Below are 18,338 nucleotides of genomic sequence, written 5' to 3'. Positions count from 1 at the left end.
AGATGGCGTAATTGTTGATAAAAAGAAACAGTCAGGGGTGCTTTTATAAAACATATTTTATAGTTTAGAGCATCCCGGATTTAGAAAGGTATATATGGAAGCGAAATTTTCTCCACAAGTAAAAGACGTGATTTCTTTTAGCAGGGAAGAAGCCCTGAGATTAGGTCACGATTACATAGGCGCAGAACATCTCTTGTTGGGCCTAATTCGCGAAGGCGATGGTATGGCCATTAAGATATTAAGATCATTAGGGGTTGATACTACAAAGCTTCGCAGGTCCATAGAGGATTCTGTTAGAGGCACTTCAAGTGTAACGGTAAATCTTGGAAACATCCCACTTACCAAGCAAGCCGAAAAGGTTTTAAAAATAACTTATCTGGAAGCAAAGATCTTCAAAAGTGATTTAATAGGTACTGAACACTTGTTGCTCTCCATTCTAAGAGACGACGACAATATTGCCTCTCAGATTCTTTTGCAATACAGTATCAACTACGAAATATTTAAGCAGGAGGTTGAAGTGAATAAGAATGGTTTTAGGGATGATCCGCAAAACAGTTCATCTACTGGCGATGATGAGTACCGTGAAGAGGAAACGTTTAGTAGTCCTAAAAAGGTATCAGACATTAAATCGAAAACTCCTGTTCTAGATAATTTCGGAAGAGATCTTACAAAAGCAGCTGAAGAAGGTAAATTGGATCCGATTGTAGGTCGTGAGAAAGAGATAGAGCGTGTATCGCAGATTTTATCTCGTCGTAAAAAGAACAATCCAATTCTAATTGGTGAGCCGGGTGTTGGTAAATCTGCTATCGCAGAGGGCTTGGCACTTAGAATTGTTCAGCGTAAAGTATCAAGGGTGCTATTTAATAAAAGAGTAGTTACCTTGGATCTTGCGTCATTAGTTGCAGGCACTAAATACCGCGGCCAGTTTGAGGAGCGTATGAAGGCAGTAATGAACGAATTAGAGAAATCAACTGATGTAATATTATTCATTGATGAGATTCATACTATTGTTGGTGCCGGAGGTGCTTCAGGGTCACTAGACGCATCCAATATGTTTAAGCCCGCGTTAGCGAGGGGAGAAATTCAATGTATTGGTGCAACGACTTTGGATGAATACCGTCAGTATATAGAGAAAGATGGCGCTTTAGACCGCCGTTTTCAGAAAGTGATGATTGAGCCTGCTACTCCAGATGAGACCGTTGAGATTTTGAACCGTATCAAAGAGAAGTATGAAGATCACCATGGTGTAACCTATACTGATGAGGCGATTAACGCTTGTGTGGCATTGACCTCCAGATACATTACGGACAGGTTTTTACCAGATAAAGCAATAGATGCGCTGGATGAAGCTGGTTCAAGAGTACATTTGACCAATATCCATGTTCCAGAAAATATCATTGAGATTGAAAATAAGATCGAAGAGATTAAGCTGGAGAAAAATAAAGTGGTTAAGAGCCAGAAATACGAAGAGGCAGCTAAATTAAGGGATACAGAAAAGAATCTTTTAGATGAACTTGAACGTGCTAAAGCAGCATGGGAAAATGAAACTAAATCTAAACGTTATACAGTATCAGAAGATAACGTTGCAGAGGTGGTTTCTATGATGACTGGTATTCCATTGCAACGTGTAGGACAAACGGATAGCATTAAGCTATTGAATATGTACGAAACAGTTGCAGAGAAAATCATTGGTCAGGATGATGCTATCAAGAAGTTAACGAAAGCAATTCAACGTACGAGAGCTGGATTGAAAGACCCAAAAAAACCTATCGGATCGTTTATATTCTTAGGTCCGACTGGTGTTGGTAAAACAGAACTTGCAAAAGAACTTGCCCGCTTCATGTTTGATAGTGATGATTCACTTATTCAAATTGATATGAGTGAGTACATGGAGAAATTTGCCGTGTCACGTCTGGTTGGTGCGCCTCCAGGATATGTTGGATACGAAGAAGGTGGCCAGTTAACTGAGAAAGTTCGTCGCAAGCCATACGCGGTTATACTATTAGATGAGATTGAAAAAGCTCACCCTGACGTATTTAATATTTTACTACAGGTGTTGGATGAAGGACAGCTTACTGATAGTCTTGGTAGAAAAGTGGATTTTAGAAATACCATTATCATCATGACTTCAAATATCGGTGCACGTCAGTTGAAGGATTTCGGACAAGGTGTCGGCTTCTCCACTACCGCTAAGGTTAACCAGATCGATACGCATTCCAGAGGTGTTATTGAAAGTGCGCTGAAACGTGCATTTGCTCCTGAATTCCTTAATCGTGTTGACGACGTAGTTGTATTTAATACACTGGGAAGAGATGAGATCTTTAAAATCATTGATATTGAATTGAAGTCTTTATTCGGTCGTGTTCATAACCTGGGTTATGAAGTTAAGTTAACAGACACAGCTAAAGACTTTATTGCCGACAAAGGGTTCGACATCAACTTTGGTGCAAGACCTTTAAAGAGGGCTATACAAAAGTATTTAGAAGATCCGATCGCTGAAGAGATATTGAAAGGTGAGATCAGCGATGGAGACGTTTTGGAAATTGACTATGATAAGGAGAACGATGTTATTGTAGTTGAGAATAAAAGTCCTGGTAAGAAGAAGAAAAAAGAAGAAGGTAGTGTAGAATAAGCCACTTCTCTAAAATAAAAACCCCCTGTACGCTAGCGTTTACAGGGGGTTTTTTTGTATCATTTATTATGGAAATTTTGCGTTATGGATTATTGCACTTATTTTAGAAGTAAATAGGTTAGGTTTTACGTAATACATTCAACGATGCGCATTAAATTACTTCTGCTTTTACCATTAACATTAGTTATGGTAACTACCAAGGCACAGGAAAAGCCAAAGTCTTACAAGCAGGAAATAACGGGAACAAAGCTTTCTTTTGAGATGCAGGGTCTTCCTGGTGGTGAGTTCGTTATGGGGAGCAAAAAAGGGAAGCCAGATGAACAGCCTCTTCATACCGTTAAAGTGGATCCCTTTTGGATGGGAACTTACGAAGTGACTTGGGATATTTATGAGCCCTTCTTATATAAAGATCTGGAAACATCACACAATATTGGTAGTATACCTGCAAATGTTGATGCGGTCACAAGACCCTCCAAGCCGTACCTGGATATGACATTTGGTATGGGCAAGGAAGGGCAGCCTGCATTAGCAATGACCCATTATAACGCAATTCAATTTTGTAAATGGCTTTATGCCAGAACTGGTGAATTCTACCGCTTACCTACGGAGGCAGAATGGGAATATGCTTGTCGTGCCGGTACCACTACTGAGTTCTCTTTCGGAAATGATGAAAAGCAATTGGGTGATTATGGCTGGTTTGATGCAAACAGTGATGGCAAAACTCACAAGGTCGGGGAGAAGAAGCCTAATCCATGGGGACTATATGACATGTATGGTAACATATCTGAATGGACATATGATCAGTATCTTCCAGAATTCTATGCGAGTGTTAAGGATGTAAAAACAACGAATCCGGTTGCCAAACCAGAAAAGCTTTATCCGAACGTAGTTAGAGGGGGAGCGTATAACGATACAGCGACTGACTCGAGATCAGCAGCACGACTGCCATCTGACCCAGCATGGAAGCAGTTGGATCCCCAAATACCAAAAAGTAATTGGTGGTTTCCAGAAGCGCCTTTCGTTGGTATGCGATTAGTAAGACCGCTTGTTAAGCCGTCACAAGAATATATCGATGCTTACTATAACAAGGCACCGGTTAAAGATCTTTAAGAAAAACACATTATTAACAACCACAATATAAACTTGAATCACAATGAACAATGAAGGACTAGGTGACAAACGTCGCGAATTTTTGAAGGCTTCCGCACTTGTTGCCGGAGGGGTAATGATGAATGGAGTCGCTTTCGCCGGCGGTGGAGCGCATTCTTCAATGGATGACACTATTAAAATAGTGCTAATTGGCTGCGGCGGAAGAGGGACGGGCGCCGCTTTCCAGGCTTTAAGCACCAAGCAGAACATTAAGTTAGTCGCTATGGCAGATGCTTTTAGTGACAGATTAGAAAGTGCTTACAAGGATATTAAAGAGAAGTTCGGAGACAAGGTTGATGTTCCGCAAGAACGCAGGTTTGTTGGATTTGATGGTTATAAGCAAGCTATTGCCTTAGCTGATGTGGTTCTTTTGGCTACGCCTCCCGGGTTTAGACCCGGGCATTTTGAAGAGGCAGTAAATCAGAATAAACATGTTTTCATGGAGAAACCGGTAGCAGTGGATTCTCCGGGAATCAGACGAGTGCTGGCAGCTGCAAAAATTGCCGAAAGCAAGAAGTTGAACGTTGTGGTAGGACTACAACGCAGATACCAAAATAATTACCGGGAAGCAATTAAACGAATCCAGGATGGTATGATCGGCGACGTTACCGGTGGACAGGTGTATTGGAATAGTGGGGGAGTGTGGGTTAAGGATCGTGAACCAAACCAGACGGAAATGGAGTACCAGATGCGCAACTGGTATTATTTTAACTGGTTATGCGGAGATCATATTGTAGAACAACATGTTCATAACATCGATATTGCAAACTGGATAAAAAATGGTCCACCAGTGTCTGTTCAAGGTACAGGAAGTCGCGCCTGGAGAACTGGAAAGCAATATGGCGAGATTTATGATAACCATTCTGTCGAGTTGACCTATGCTGATGGCGCAGTTGTACACAGTCAATGCCGTCACTTCGAAGGCATCGATAATCGGGTAGATGAAGGGTTTCAGGGAACAAAAGGTCGCGTTCATCTAGATGCGGGAAGTAATATTGGAAGAATTGTAGATACAAAAGGTAAGCCTTTATACAACTACAGCGCAAAGACTAACCCTAACCCTTATCAAACGGAACATGATGAGCTTTTTGCTGCAATAGCGAATGGCGAGTATAAATTTCATGACGCAGAGCGTGGCGCAACAAGCTGCCTGACTGCCATCATTGGTAGATACGCCACTTATTCTGGCAAGAAAATTAGTTGGGAAGAAGGTTTGGCTGCGAACAATAACTTGTTTCCAGATCAATTAAGCTGGACTGCGAAGCCAAAAATCATGCCCGATGCTGATGGTTTTTATCCAATACCAACGCCAGGTAAGACGAAGGTGATCTAGGTTTAAAACCTGATGATTCAATACAAACTATTTTTAATATGGATACCGCTGCTGCTCCTTTTTCTGTTAAAGAAAGATGATCGGCGGCAGTATTTTATCCATGGGTATGCGCAGGGCACTGATTACAGCATCAAATATTTTGCTAAAGACAGTGTTGTAACTCAAAAAGCTGTAGATAGCATTCTCTTGCAGATTGACTCTTCCATGTCGCTTTATAAAACTTATTCCCTGATCAATAAATTCAATGCCTCTTCTTTTGGAGTCAAGCTGGATCCTCATTTCTTAAAAGTGATACAAAAGTCTATAAAGATATCAAAAGCAACCAATGGTGTGTTCGACATTACAGTGAAACCACTTGTTCAAGCTTGGGGTTTTGGTTCAAAGCCTATTCTTGTTTTCCCAGATAGCGCAGTGATAAAGCAGATTTTACCTTGTGTTGGAGTGGAGAACCTTACTTTAAGCGGCTCCTATCTAAGAAAGAAGATACCTTGTGTCCAAATAGATTTAAACGGAATTGCTCAAGGTTATAGCGTGGATGTAGTCGCTGAGTTACTTACTAAAAAAGGAATCAAATCCTTTGTTGTTGAAATAGGTGGTGAGTTGCGAATAAAAGGACTCAAGCCTGATGGCACTTACTTTAGAATCGGAATAGAGGGTCCGGCTAACACTGACAAAGCGGAGCCCGTAATGAAACACGTCATCCAACTTCAGGAGGGAGCAATTACTACTTCGGGAAACTATCGGAAGTTTTTACAACAGGGCTCGAAGAAATTTTCCCATTTAATAGATGCAAAATCCGGGTATCCTTTACAAAATTCAATGATTAGTGTGACGCTTTATGCCAAGGACGCTATTACCGCCGATGGATATGATAATGCGATTATGGCATTAGAACCTTTAGACGCTTTAAACTTTGTTAAATCACACAAAGACCTGGAATGCTATCTCATTTATCATAAAAGTGATGGCAGCATTGCCGATACACTGTCAGCTGGCTTTAAAAAGCTTATAACCAGCAATTAAATACTACAAACCATAAAACCAAACGTATGAACAGAATAGATTTTCTTAAAAGTAGTTTCCTAGCCACAGGCGCAATGGTTGCAGGAACATCAATGAATGGATTGGCATTAGACAAGGAACAGGTCGATAGCAACAGCCTTGCCGGTAAAACCTTTAATCTGGACTACGCTCCACACCAGGGTATGTTTGCTGCCAATGCAGGAAAGAGTTTTTTAGACCAGATACAGTATATGTACGATCAGGGCTTTCGTTCCATTGAAGATAATGGCTACCTGGGTCGCTCAGCAGAAGAACAAACCAAAATTGGTAACCTCCTCGCTAAATTGGGAATGAAAATGGGCGTGTTTGTTGTTGATGGCGGCGATAACTGGAAGATCTCACTAACTACCGGAAAGAAAGAGTTCAAAGATAAATTTATCGATACTTGCAAACGCTCTGTAGAAGCTGCAAAGCGATGCAATGCCAAGTGGCTCACCGTGGTGCCGGGTTTTTATGAACGCAAGCTTCCCTACGGAAACCAGTTTGCAAATGTGATTGATGCTATGCGTGCCGGTGCAGAAATCTTTGAACCCCATGGATTAGTAATGGTCTTAGAAACATTAAGTGATACACCAGAGCTATTTCTGCAACAAACGCACGAGACTTATGCCGTTTGCAAAGCAGTTCAAAGTCCTGCATGTAAAATTCTTTATGATATTTATCATATGCAAAAAACCGAAGGACAATTAATAGTCAACATGGACCGCTGCTGGGATGAGATCGCATACATTCAGATTGGCGACAATCCTGGTAGGAACGAGCCAACAACGGGAGAGATTAATTACAAAAATCTTTTCAAACACATTCATAATAAAGGATATAAAGGCGTGATGGGCATGGAGCATGGAAATTCTAAACCCGGCAAAGAGGGGGAAATAAGGGTAATACAGGCCTACAGGGAATCTGACAATTTCCTTTCCTAACAGCTAAAAAAGACTGAGTTGGACTTTCGGTACCTTAAACAAACCGGAGTTCAATTCTATCTTTGTTTCATTGAGGTGATTCAAACGACAATGTAGCTTAAAGGTATCACGGATAAGTTGCGCAATATTTCCATCCCCACGCATCCGCTCTCCAAACCTACTGTCATTTACATTTCCTGTATGACACGATTGTATTGAGTGCCAAACCTTTTCAAACCGGTCAGGGTAATTCTTTTTAAGCCAGTCTTCAAAAATGCTGGCAATCGCACCATTAAGTCTAACCACTGTGTACCCTGCGGATAATGCTCCAGCATTCGCAACCGCTTTTAAAACTGAGGGAATCTCATGATCGGTTAGCCCTGGAACAAGAGGAGCGACCAATACCCCCATTGGAATTCCTGCTTTACTTAGTTCTTCCACGATTTTCAGTCGCTGCCTGGCGGTTGTCGTCCTTGGCTCCATTTTAGATCTTATACTTTCATTGAGGCTGTTGATAGAAACATAAACCATAACCAGGTTGAGTTTTGCCATCTCTTGTAGAATATCTGTATCCCGCAAGATCAACGCATTTTTTGTGATGATGCCAATTGGCTGCTTATATTCCAAAGCAATCTCTAGTAGCTGTCTGGTGATTCCGTATTTTCTTTCCGCTGGCTGATAGCAATCGGTATTCCCAGATAAAGAAATTATACTGGCATCCCAGTTCTTCTTCTCGAGAAACTTCTTAAACAGTTCCGGTGCCTCCGTTTTTACGATAATCTTTCTTTCAAAATCTAAACCGGCGCTAAATCCCCAGTACTCATGCGCATTACGGGCGTAGCAATAAGTGCACCCATGCTCGCAACCCTGATAAGGATTAAGGGAATAAGCCATTCCCACGTCGGGGCTGTCAACCTTATTAACAATTGATTTGGACTTTCCGAGTATGAACGAAGTTTTTTGAGGCTGATCTTCCCAGTCATCAATGCCTTCATCATGTTGCTTAACGTAGTCGTTTTTCGCAAAGCGGTTGTGTGGGTTGAATTGGGCACCACGTCCTTTATGATAGCTTTGCGGAAGCTCATTGTCTGGAGTCATAGTCTAAAATTACTAATAATTTTAGTATTAAACCAAAGATTCAATATTTTGTTGGAGAGATGTAATCCATCGGTACCATATCGGCCACTTTTTCATACGCCCAAAATCCTTCATACAACAACGCCCTGGGGTCAGCAATCCCTCCATTCTCATAAAAACTTGCAGGAGACAGCAATTGATGAACTACAGAAATTTGGTAATTAGGGATATCTAAAGGGCGATTTACACTATGACCAGACATGTTGGTATACTCGACCGTTTCGCGCTCATTGGTATATATGACATATAAAGCGTCACTATAAGCAACCGACTTAACTTCATTAAATATGTTTTTCACCAACGTGTCCACTAAAACCTCAGCTCTATTTAATACAGAAAGGCTAGCGGGTTCCGTCCGCATGTTTCGCCAATACCTTAAAGAATCTGTGAACATACCGTTGAGTTTGCTATCGCCATAATAGGTTCTGCTCAGCCTTGAAATATTGGCGTTGATCACTTCATCCGGTAGCCTGTTTTTATTAGGGATACTAGCGATCTTCTTGATTTGAAAGCCCTCTTCCTTTATGCGGTTATGATACAAGGAGGTAAAGAAATGCTGTGAGGAGCCAGCATAAGCAATTGCTCTTGGCTTAGCATACTTCTTCCATTTCGATTCTTTACGTTCTAGCTCTTCAAAATGTGGATGACCGGAATAGAAAACTATATTCGCTTTCTCGTCATTTTCGAAAAAGTTAAGCAAGTATCTAATGCGATAGCCCAGCGCTTTATTCTCTATGATCAGAAAGTCAGTCGCGGTGACCGTCAGTAAGCGTTTCGATTGATCATAATCCGTTTGAATTACCTCAGGATTCAATATCTTGCACTGCTTGGAATTGGGAGTATTGCCAATAAATGAATTTTTAAACATGGTCAGGTAACGTTGCCTGTTCGGGTCCACCCTGATCACCACTTCGCTTAATTCCGTAACGTTTTCAGTGAGCACGATATCAACACTTACCGTTTTGTCCAATAGCACCACATTCTTGTTTTGCGGTGAAAAACCGATCACTTGTACCAGCAGTTCATAATTGCCTGGCTTCAGGTTCCCCAGTGTAAATTTGCCATCATTGTTAGCTACAGTAGCTATTTTATAACCGCTGAGATAAATGGCTGCGCCAGGAATTACTTCACCTTTTTTATCCTTAATTGTTCCGGTGATTGAGAAGGACGGCTGAGCATAGCAGACTGACACCGCCGAGCCGGTAATTAAGGCATATAACAAAAACGCCCGGATAAAGACCCAGGCGTTCGTTAAGTATTTTATGTTAATCTTCAGAACTAACTCCTAATCTTTTCATCACGTCATCACTTACCCCTGTAGATGAATAACCTCCATCATGGAAGAGATTTTGCATGGTAACCATTCTTGTTAGGTCCGAGAATAAGGTAATGCAATAATCGGCACATGATTCTGCGTCGGCATTTCCCAACGGAGCAATAGCGTTTGCATAATCGTAAAAGTCCCCGAATCCTTTAATACCAGTTCCTGCCGTTGTTTTTGTCGGCGATTGTGAAACCGTATTGATTCTAACCTTTTTATCAAGACCATAGTGATAACCAAAACTTCTTGCAATAGATTCAAGCATCGCTTTGATATCAGCCATATCTGTATAGAACGGATAAGTTCTTTGAGCTGCCATATAAGTAAGAGCTACTACGCTTCCTCCTTCACTAATGGCATCAAGTTTCTTAGCAACAGCAAGCATTTTGTGAAATGACATCGCAGAAACATCAATCCCCTTCATGAAATAATCATAGTTTGATTCGGTGTAAGGTATTTTTTTGCGAATATTTACGCTCATACCAATAGAGTGTAAAACGAAATCAATCTTACCGCCTAATATCTCTTGTGATTGAGTAAAAAGGTTCGTTAGTTCATCAACATTAGTCGCGTCTGCAGGAATGATTTGTGATCCCGTCTTTTCAGCCAGGTGATTAATCTCTCCCATTCTCATCGCAATAGGCGCGTTGGTAAGCACAAAGGTAGCACCCTCTTCATGGGCCTTTTCTGCAACTTTCCATGCAATCGAATTTTGATCAAGTGCACCGGTGATGATACCGCGTTTACCTTTTAATAAATTGTACATATGTTTTGGTTTTGTTGTTCTGTTTTGAATTTTCGAAAGTAAGAAAAATATAAAACTTATAAAGAAACTGGGCGTAAAGAATTACCGGGCTGCCAAGAGATCCTTCGCATTTTCCAACGCAGAAAGCCCAGGATCTTTACCGCTAAGCATCTCTGCTATAGCCAATACCCGCTCATCTGTTCTTAACCTTTTGATACCTGTAGTCGTACGCTCGGTCTCTTCATTCTTGTAAACGAAATAATGCGCTTCTCCTTTTGCCGCTATTTGTGGCAAGTGTGTAATGCAGATAACCTGCATGTTTTCTTCCAGCTCTCCAATAACATTGCCCACACGAAGGGCCGTCTCACCAGAAATACCGGTATCAATTTCGTCAAATATCAAAGTAGGCAGAGCCGTGTGCTTCGCAAGAATAGATTTTATAGAAAGCATTAGCCTGGATAGCTCACCTCCAGAGGCAACTTTACCGACCGGTGCAGGCGACTGACCAAGGTTTGCTGAAAATAACAGTGACACGTTGTCCCGGCCATCTTTATTTAAGTCTGGCGCAGCTGTCTTCTCTATCTTAATCTTCGCATTCGGCATACCAACCTTTATTAGAGTTTGCGATACCTCTGTTTCCACAATGCTAATCGCTTTACTTCTGTTCTTTGATAGGGTAGCGGCCATTTTTTCCAGCTCAGTTGCCAGCTTAACAACGGCTCCTTCTAATTTCTCAATGTCTTCATCGCTGCTCAGTAAGTTTTGCAAATTGTTAGACAGTTGATCTCTTACCGCTAAAAGCTCTTCTAGTGTTCCTACTTTATGTTTTTGCTGCAATGTATAGATTACATCCAGTCTGCTGTTTATATCGTCAATTCTGGACGGGTTAAAGATGATATCCTGTTCACAGGCAGCTGTCTCCTGGGCGATGTCTTTAATTTCAATCAAGACCGATTTTATCCGTTCAGCTAAAAGCTCGTACTCTTTATTATATTTTTCTATCGTTTGCAGTTGGTTACTACTTTCTTTCAAAAGCGATATCACAGAAACCTCCTGTTCACTTAGTAAACTTACGCTGGTAACGAGGCCTCTTTTAATGCGCTCCGAATTGTTAAGAATCTCAATTTCCGCTTCCAGTTTTTCCTGCTCATCTGCTTTAAAAGCTGCGGATTCAAGTTCATCAAAAAGATATTGCTCATAGTCTTGTTTACTCCTTGCATCCACCGCACCCGCTTTTAGTTCTAAAAGTAATTGCTGGGACTTTTTATATCTTCTATATTCAGACCGGTATCGGGCAAGTAGTTCGGAATGATTGGAAAGGGTATCCACAACCAGTAATTGAAAGCCCGGATCGCTGATTTCCAGTGTGGCATGCTGTGAGTGTATATCTATCAACTGTTCACCCACTGTTTTCATTAGGGTAAGTGTAACGGGCGTGTCGTTGATAAAAGCACGCGACTTCCCATCTGTAGAGATTTCTCTTCTTAGAATAGTTTCCTCGTGAAAATCAATATCATTGTCTTCAAAAAGCACTTTTAAAGCAGAGTCAGACAATAAGAACTGCCCTTCGATAATGCATTTCTTTGCTTGATTAAAGAAGTATTTGGTTTCTGCTCGCTGACCTAAAATCAATGACAAGGCGCCAAGCATAATAGATTTTCCAGCACCTGTCTCCCCAGTTATGATGTTTAAACCCTTATCTAACTCAAGGTCTACACTGTCTATAAGCGCGTAATTACGGATAGTAAGTTTTTGTAGCATATACACTGCTAAATTATGAAAACTTAAGCAATGAGTGTTTATTCTTGAGCACAAAAAAGGCAGAATATACTTCTGCCTCAACTTAAAACATTCTTACTTATTTAAAATATACTGATAGGCGATAGGTTAACATCAATTGAGTTAAGACTTCCAATCCTGAGGTCGGTCTTGATGCCTTTTTTCTCTTTTAAACTTTCCAGGTCTTTATCAAACTTCTCCTTTAACTGCTTATATTCTTTAGAACTTTTCAATTCTTTTAAGGCCTCTATCTGTTTCTTAAACTCCGGACTTGAGTATTGAATTCTCAGCTCCTTACTATTTTTGAGCAACTGCTCTTGTGCCGCCTTCAACTCTTCTGAACGTAGGCCTTTTTTTTTCTGCTGAAGACTTTTTATGCTTTCCGACTGTTGCTTTTTCCACTCCGGTGAGCTTAAATATATTCTTGTCGCTTCCGCACTTTTTTTAAGCTCCTTCTTAAACTCCGGCGACCCAATATATTCACTGGTCTCCCGCATTTCCTTTTTAAACTCTGGCGATGACAACAATAGCGTTGCTTCGCGCATCTCTTTATTAAACTGCGGTGATTTCAGGTAGATCATACTTGTTTTTACAGTGCTGTCTAAAGTCTTAAAAGTATTTTCAAAACTAAAATCAAATTTATAATCACTTAAAACATCAAGCTTTAGACTGTCCGGCATTTCAGCGACTGAATGATAAACTACCTTTTTACCCTTACCGTCTACTGTTACAATCTTAATTGTGCGTTTCTTTTTAGCAGTATCTACAATGGAAGCTTTCCTCGGAACGGTGTCTACCCAAAGTTTCTTGACAAGCGCAGCATTTTGTCTAGCGCCCTTTGGAAATTTAAACGTATTTGTTTTGACAGTGATCGTACTCACTTCTCTATTTTTTGCTGGATTCACCCAAGCAATGGAGATCAGCGTGGCCATCGTTAACACAATTGCAAAGAGCTGTTGTTTTGAATTCATGTAATTGGTTTTCATATCGGTTATTCTTTTTATCCGTTGATATAGATGATGATTTTTGCCAGTTGAAGCCATAGCGAGGGCAGGACTACCTTTATCCTTAAGAATTTCCAGCTTTAATAAGGCATGAGCGTAAGTAACAGGCGTGCCGGTCAGTTTAAGTACCAGGTCATCGCAGGCATGCTCTCTTTCAATATCAATCAATCTACTAGTTAGCCACACAAAAGGATTGAAGAACAGGAGAGTCTCTATAGCAGTTTTTATCAGGTTGAGCAGGTAATCATTTCTTCGGATATGCCACAATTCATGGATCAATATTGCCTCTACCTGATTGACATCCAATTGTGCAACGAGCGCAACAGGAAACAATACCACAGGTTTCAAATATCCGATCACCAGTGGCACATTAACCATAGACGACAACCTGAATTTAACATCCTGGTGAAGTCCTAGCTTACTAATCAGCCGTTTGAAAATGATTTGCCAGCTCTCTGGAACCTGCTCATGACCCTCTTTTTTTAAGATATTAAGCTTAAGATAGCCTTGGCTAAGTACAAGAAGTTGTATTAATAAGCCAACTGCGTAAACGGAAACAAGATATGGGAAGACGTTTTCAGTTTTATGATACATCTCCGTCATCCAACCAAATCGATAACCACCAGACTGCGTGCCAATACCTTGCCCACTTGAAATCACCGACTGCTCATTTGCTCCAGGTAGTTCAAAAATGATCACAAAAGTTGCAATAAAAGCAACGAACATCACCAGCAAAGATGTATAGGCAAGATTATGCTTTGTTTTAGATTGCAGCCCTGGAAAAGCATTGACGAAAAGCAGTACAAGACCATACATTAATGCCCCCTGCCACAAAGAGTGGAAAATACTCCATCCTGTCGCCCTGATAAGATTGTTTAAAATCGCTTCCATAACCTTATTTTTTGCTTAGTTGATCCAAATATTCTTTTATAGAATCTATCTCCTCCTTGCTTGCACTATGGTTGCCTAAAGCCTGCATCACCAATCTGGCTGCTGAGCCATTAAAAACGTTATCTATCATCTTATTAACAAGATGCTGCTGTGTTTTTTGCTGATTGATCAACGCTTTATAAATATGCGTTTTCGCTGACGTGTCACGTTCCACCAAGCCCTTTTCATGCATGATCTGCATCAGTTTTAGGGTAGTGGTATAACCTGCATCCTTACTTTTTACTAGTACTTCGTGTACGTCACGTACAGTGCAGTTACCCTTTTTCCAAAGGATTTGTAGTATCTCCAGTTCACTTTCTGTTGGTTTGGAATGATTGATGCCCGACATATCTATCTATACGAATTGTTTCGTAATCAAATGTACGAATCTATTCGTATAAACAAAATAATTTTATAAAAATCGTTTATTGTTTTTTAACACCCTCATTAAGAGGAGTGGAAGCTTGTTTCAAGCCTTCATATCTACTAATGTTCGCTGGATCAACTTCAGCGAGAAGATTGTAAGCCTTGATTCGATCTGTAGGATCACCAGTCGGTATAGAGAATATATTAACCACTTCATCTGCCTTACTTGCAAAGTAGAAGTTTGGGAAGATAGAGCCTAATTTTTGCTTATTTATCTGCTTCAAGCCACCGAGTAGTGTGATCATCCGTTTGACCCCTCTGCCAGCATTGTCTTGTAGTCGATCTAACCCATTGTAATGATAGTTGTATATGAACACGCGCAGTTCCTCAAACCCTTTATTAAGTAGGTTTTCATTCAACCAGTACCTATTGCGAAGGCCATCGAATGCTTTCCATCCCTTATTGGAAGAGACTTGCGCAATATTTAACAGGGTGAGCGCCTTGTTATGATAAAATGTTCCACCAAGCGAGCTAAAGCTGTCTTTATCTAAGCCAATAATGGTGTATGCATAAAAACCAAGAAGGGAACTTAAGTTGGAGATGTAATTCTGATCAGAAAAGTCCAGTGACTGACCCTCCGTGTAGTTGAAATCGAAATCTTTATCATTCAGGTTTAGCAGCGTTGTATTGTAAGCGGACCCATAAACTGGTCTGCTGGATTGAATCTGTGCTTCTGCCTTGTATGCTGAATTGCCATCCCACTCAGAAATGGTAATCACGAAGTTGCATTCAATTCTTTCTTGAGCTGCATAAGTCTCATTACTCCACTTGTTGTTGTTCAAAAAGTCTCTGATATTCTTTTGTAAGACTTCAAGATTTCTTCTATCGATATTTTGAACAGTAGGAGCCAGGATCTGTACCCTGGCATTCAGTTCTTGTGCGCTGAGGTTCAGTTGCAGACCCAAATTCAAACACATAGCCAGATAGAAAAACAGATACCTCATGGTTACACTATCTTTAAAATTTCATTGCAAATGTCTTTTGCGACCTCAGTCTTAGATTTAACTGTGAATTCAGTTTTTCCAAGAGCCCTATTAAAGATAGTGATTTTATTGGTGTTAGATTTAAAGCCCGCGCCCTCGTCGTTCAGCGAATTAAGAACAATCAAGTCAAGGTTTTTCCGCTTTAACTTGCCAATCGCATTTTCCTCTTCATTGTTCGTCTCCAATGCGAAACCAACAAGAATTTGGTTCGTTCGTTTTAGTTCTCCTAAGGATGCTAAAATATCCGGTGTCTTTTTAAGTTCAAGATGGAACGCAGATTCTGATTTCTTGATTTTGGTTACCGCTACGGTAGTCGGGGTATAATCTGCGACTGCGGCGCTCATGACAAAAATATCAGACTTGTCAAATTCCAATTTACAAGCTTCAAACATATCTGAAGCACTGACGACGTCGATACGTTTATTGGACTTAAGACTCTTTTGAGTACTGGGCCCGGAAATCAGAGTTACTGTCGCACCTAAAGCAGATAATTCGTCTGCTATAGCAAATCCCATCTTGCCGGAAGAGTGATTGCCTATAAAGCGAACCGGGTCAATTGCCTCATATGTTGGGCCGGCGGTAACCACAGCATTTTTACCATTCAAGGGAAGGTCTTTTCGTAGAGAAGCAATGAGTTGAGCTATGATCAGTTCGGGCTCGGCCATGCGTCCCTCACCATACAATCCACTAGCCAGTTCTCCAATCTCAGGGGAGATCATGGTATTGCCATAGGATTTCAACTGCTGAACGTTATGAAGCGTACTCTCATGCTTCCACATATCAAGATCCATAGCAGGAGCGAAGTATACCGGGCATTTTGCAGAGAGATAAACAGCAGTCAGGAGGTTGTCGCACAATCCCGTGGCCATTTTAGCTAGGGTATTTGCACTTGCAGGGGCGATGATCATTAAGTCGGCCCAGAGACCTAATTCGACATGGTTACTCCAGACGCCAGTTTCCGCATCAAAATACTGGGTATAAACTGGGTTTTTAGAAAGGGTCGCCAGCGTAAGTGGCGTAATGAAGTTTGCTGCATCAGCAGTTAAAACAACTTTGACGTTTGAGCCAGCTTTTATAAGCAATCTTACAAGTATCGCCGACTTATAAGCTGCTATGCTGCCACAAACGCCAAGTATAATGTTTTTATCTTTTAGCATGGTTTATTAATGCAAGATTGCAAACTAATCCAATGCCAGATACTATAAATCCTTAGCTGGATTTCTATGATAGATTTTATCGTTTAGAAATTCATCAACAGCAATCAAACTTGGCTTAGGCATGCGCTCATAGTGCTTGCTGATCTCAATTTGTTCTCTGTTTTCAAAGATTTCTTCCAGGTTATCATTCGAAGAAGCGAACTCAGCTAACTTGCCATGCAACTCTTCTTTCATGTTGTTTGAAATTTGATTGGCCCTTTTAGAAATGATTACTAATGACTCATAAATGTTTCCAGTTTTTTGATCAAGGTCATTAACATTCCTTGTAACTGTTGTATTTGGAACTGCTGGTTTATTCGTATTCATTATTGTATTGGGGTTTTAATTGTAGTATCTCTTTGCTTCTTATTCTCTTTAGACAATTGTGTCTTATATTTTGCAACCAATGCATCTTGTGTCGCAAAATAACTCTTTACTGTAGTAATACCTGCTTCGCTTTCAGACTTCAAGCTCTTGGCCTCCGTCAAATATTTGCTTTCAGGATGGGATTCCAAAAACTCATTTGCATAAGTGATGGCTTCATTATACCTATCCTCCTGACGAATCTCCGTACTATTCTTTGCGTAATTCAATTGCGATTTAATGATCAGAAGATCCATCTCTTCCGCATATTTTATATCAGGAAAATCAGTTTGCGCGTTCTTTAATGCGATTACCGCCGATTTGTAATTTGTGATATCATAACCACCTAGTTCATAATACATCTTTGCATTTGCAAAAGCTTTATCTTCCAGCTTTGCTCTAAGCACAGCGATATATTTAGTAGCTTCTGTTGCACGTTCGCTTTGTGGGTAAAAGTTAATGAAAAGTTGAAGGGCATCAATTGCTTTCAGCGTATTATCCTGGTCTAGACTCGGATCTGGAGATTCCAGATAGTAGCAATATGCACTCATATATCTACACTCTTCAGCATATTCGCTGGTAGGGTAGGTGTCTGCAAATACCTTGAACTGATACCTGGCAGTTGTATAATCTTTCATCTTATACAGCGTCATGGCATAATAATAGTTCAATTGCTGTGCTCCATCTCTTCCTCTATACTTTTGAGAAAGATCTTCAAATAATATTAAAGCCTTGCTGTAGCTTTTTTTATTATAAAGCCGCATTGCCTCCTGATTTTTTTTGGCAACGTCATTGCTCAAGCGTATTTTCTCAAACTGGCTTTTACAGCCCGCTATTGATAAAGCAATGATGATGAAGCTTAATAAAGTGAAGTGTTTAATTTTAAACATTGTGCAAAGATAAGTATTAATACGATATCGTCAATTAAAATAATAGGACGCTAAGCTATGTATAAAGAGGTTATTTCGCTAGTAGGTTAACATTATTTAACAGTTGTGGTTATGCGCGATGATTAGCTTTGCTTGTGGTTTGGTTGAGGGCGCTATGAGCCTATTGTGAATGCACGGTGAGGCCGCCTTTTCTCTAGTAAAAGGTGGCCTCACCGTGGCCTCACTGCGGCCGCATGGCGGCCTCACCCAAAGCAGAACCCGAGCTTGTACCGAATACGTATATATATAGTATAACTTCTTCTGCTATCCATTTCCAGTTACAATGCTGTAGTCCGCCATCGTTAATGTTCATTTGCCTAGATCCCATTTGTATTCTTAAACATTACTGATATTGTATTTGGTGAGATTTGCCATGAGCTTGGCTAAATAATACATTAATAAAAGATAAATCACAAGTAAACGCCCGGGTTGGCTTATCCTTGACTT

General features: G+C 40.5%; 15 protein-coding genes. 5 read left to right on the top strand and 10 right to left on the bottom strand.

The genetic code is table 11. The features are described from left to right. The first annotated feature begins 94 nt into the window (after positions 1 to 94). The 5 genes from WKF66_RS19485 to WKF66_RS19465 all read left to right on the top strand — a co-directional run bounded on the left by WKF66_RS19485 (position 95) and on the right by WKF66_RS19465 (position 7,099). A complete protein-coding gene (locus tag WKF66_RS19485; protein WP_489676173.1) occupies positions 95 to 2,632 on the top strand; it encodes an ATP-dependent Clp protease ATP-binding subunit in 2,538 nt (845 codons plus the stop codon). A gap of 186 nt (positions 2,633 to 2,818) precedes the next feature. Next, positions 2,819 to 3,742 carry a formylglycine-generating enzyme family protein gene (locus WKF66_RS19480; RefSeq protein WP_489676172.1) on the top strand — a complete coding sequence of 308 codons (924 nt, stop codon included), beginning with the start codon at positions 2,819 to 2,821 and terminating at the stop codon, positions 3,740 to 3,742. Positions 3,743 to 3,785: 43 nt separating this feature from the next. Next, complete coding sequence (locus WKF66_RS19475) at positions 3,786 to 5,114, top strand: Gfo/Idh/MocA family protein (RefSeq protein WP_489676171.1); 1,329 nt, start codon at positions 3,786 to 3,788, stop codon at positions 5,112 to 5,114. Positions 5,115 to 5,126: 12 nt separating this feature from the next. Further along, on the top strand, positions 5,127 to 6,137 hold the full coding sequence (locus WKF66_RS19470) for an FAD:protein FMN transferase (protein WP_489676170.1): 1,011 nt from the start codon (positions 5,127 to 5,129) through the stop codon (positions 6,135 to 6,137). Between the two features lie 26 nt (positions 6,138 to 6,163). Continuing rightward, positions 6,164 to 7,099, top strand: coding sequence for a hydroxypyruvate isomerase family protein (locus tag WKF66_RS19465; RefSeq protein WP_489676169.1), 936 nt, complete (start codon positions 6,164 to 6,166; stop codon positions 7,097 to 7,099). A gap of 3 nt (positions 7,100 to 7,102) precedes the next feature. Here WKF66_RS19465 and WKF66_RS19460 read toward each other — a convergent pair whose 3' ends face one another. The 10 genes from WKF66_RS19460 to WKF66_RS19415 form a co-directional block, all read right to left on the bottom strand. Continuing rightward, positions 7,103 to 8,176, bottom strand: a complete 1,074-nt coding sequence (locus WKF66_RS19460) for a PA0069 family radical SAM protein (protein ID WP_489676168.1) — start codon at positions 8,174 to 8,176, stop codon at positions 7,103 to 7,105. 40 nt (positions 8,177 to 8,216) lie between these two features. Then, complete coding sequence (locus tag WKF66_RS19455) at positions 8,217 to 9,437, bottom strand: carboxypeptidase-like regulatory domain-containing protein (RefSeq protein WP_489676167.1); 1,221 nt, start codon at positions 9,435 to 9,437, stop codon at positions 8,217 to 8,219. Between the two features lie 43 nt (positions 9,438 to 9,480). After that, positions 9,481 to 10,302, bottom strand: coding sequence for an enoyl-ACP reductase FabI (locus WKF66_RS19450; RefSeq protein ID WP_489676166.1), 822 nt, complete (start codon positions 10,300 to 10,302; stop codon positions 9,481 to 9,483). An 81-nt stretch (positions 10,303 to 10,383) separates the two neighbouring features. Further along, on the bottom strand, positions 10,384 to 12,042 hold the full coding sequence (gene recN / locus WKF66_RS19445) for a DNA repair protein RecN (protein ID WP_489676165.1): 1,659 nt from the start codon (positions 12,040 to 12,042) through the stop codon (positions 10,384 to 10,386). A 101-nt stretch (positions 12,043 to 12,143) separates the two neighbouring features. Next, positions 12,144 to 13,955 (bottom strand): M56 family metallopeptidase, encoded by a 1,812-nt coding sequence (locus WKF66_RS19440; protein ID WP_489676164.1) that lies wholly within the window; start codon positions 13,953 to 13,955, stop codon positions 12,144 to 12,146. Between the two features lie 4 nt (positions 13,956 to 13,959). Next, a complete protein-coding gene (locus WKF66_RS19435) occupies positions 13,960 to 14,343 on the bottom strand; it encodes a BlaI/MecI/CopY family transcriptional regulator (protein WP_489676163.1) in 384 nt (127 codons plus the stop codon). Between the two features lie 76 nt (positions 14,344 to 14,419). Then, positions 14,420 to 15,364 carry a type IX secretion system protein PorD gene (gene porD, locus WKF66_RS19430; protein WP_489676162.1) on the bottom strand — a complete coding sequence of 315 codons (945 nt, stop codon included), beginning with the start codon at positions 15,362 to 15,364 and terminating at the stop codon, positions 14,420 to 14,422. Between the two features lie 2 nt (positions 15,365 to 15,366). Next, positions 15,367 to 16,560 carry a bifunctional phosphopantothenoylcysteine decarboxylase/phosphopantothenate--cysteine ligase CoaBC gene (gene coaBC / locus WKF66_RS19425; protein WP_489676161.1) on the bottom strand — a complete coding sequence of 398 codons (1,194 nt, stop codon included), beginning with the start codon at positions 16,558 to 16,560 and terminating at the stop codon, positions 15,367 to 15,369. A gap of 42 nt (positions 16,561 to 16,602) precedes the next feature. Further along, positions 16,603 to 16,926: a DNA-directed RNA polymerase subunit omega gene (locus WKF66_RS19420; protein WP_410883947.1), complete on the bottom strand. Its 324-nt coding sequence runs from the start codon at positions 16,924 to 16,926 to the stop codon at positions 16,603 to 16,605. After that, a complete protein-coding gene (locus WKF66_RS19415; protein ID WP_489676160.1) occupies positions 16,926 to 17,852 on the bottom strand; it encodes an outer membrane protein assembly factor BamD in 927 nt (308 codons plus the stop codon). The genes WKF66_RS19420 and WKF66_RS19415 overlap by 1 nt, the downstream gene beginning before the upstream one ends. Positions 17,853 to 18,338 lie beyond the last annotated feature (486 nt).

The organism is Pedobacter sp., from assembly GCF_037719805.1.
In the GTDB taxonomy this organism is placed as follows: Bacteria; Bacteroidota; Bacteroidia; order Sphingobacteriales; family Sphingobacteriaceae; genus Pedobacter.
The sequence above is the reverse complement of the archived record's forward strand: the minus strand, read 5'-3'. Positions and strand labels throughout refer to the sequence as shown.

Coding starts and splice junctions, on each gene's coding strand:
- WKF66_RS19485 (WP_489676173.1), top strand. CDS start 95: ATGGAAGCGAAATTTTCTCCACAAGTAAAAGACGTGATTTCTTTTAGC.
- WKF66_RS19480 (WP_489676172.1), top strand. CDS start 2,819: ATGGTAACTACCAAGGCACAGGAAAAGCCAAAGTCTTACAAGCAGGAA.
- WKF66_RS19475 (WP_489676171.1), top strand. CDS start 3,786: ATGAACAATGAAGGACTAGGTGACAAACGTCGCGAATTTTTGAAGGCT.
- WKF66_RS19470 (WP_489676170.1), top strand. CDS start 5,127: ATGATTCAATACAAACTATTTTTAATATGGATACCGCTGCTGCTCCTT.
- WKF66_RS19465 (WP_489676169.1), top strand. CDS start 6,164: ATGAACAGAATAGATTTTCTTAAAAGTAGTTTCCTAGCCACAGGCGCA.
- WKF66_RS19460 (WP_489676168.1), bottom strand. CDS start 8,176: ATGACTCCAGACAATGAGCTTCCGCAAAGCTATCATAAAGGACGTGGT.
- WKF66_RS19450 (WP_489676166.1), bottom strand. CDS start 10,302: ATGTACAATTTATTAAAAGGTAAACGCGGTATCATCACCGGTGCACTT.
- recN (WP_489676165.1), bottom strand. CDS start 12,042: ATGCTACAAAAACTTACTATCCGTAATTACGCGCTTATAGACAGTGTA.
- WKF66_RS19440 (WP_489676164.1), bottom strand. CDS start 13,955: ATGGAAGCGATTTTAAACAATCTTATCAGGGCGACAGGATGGAGTATT.
- WKF66_RS19435 (WP_489676163.1), bottom strand. CDS start 14,343: ATGTCGGGCATCAATCATTCCAAACCAACAGAAAGTGAACTGGAGATA.
- porD (WP_489676162.1), bottom strand. CDS start 15,364: ATGAGGTATCTGTTTTTCTATCTGGCTATGTGTTTGAATTTGGGTCTG.
- coaBC (WP_489676161.1), bottom strand. CDS start 16,560: ATGCTAAAAGATAAAAACATTATACTTGGCGTTTGTGGCAGCATAGCA.
- WKF66_RS19420 (WP_410883947.1), bottom strand. CDS start 16,926: ATGAATACGAATAAACCAGCAGTTCCAAATACAACAGTTACAAGGAAT.
- WKF66_RS19415 (WP_489676160.1), bottom strand. CDS start 17,852: ATGTTTAAAATTAAACACTTCACTTTATTAAGCTTCATCATCATTGCT.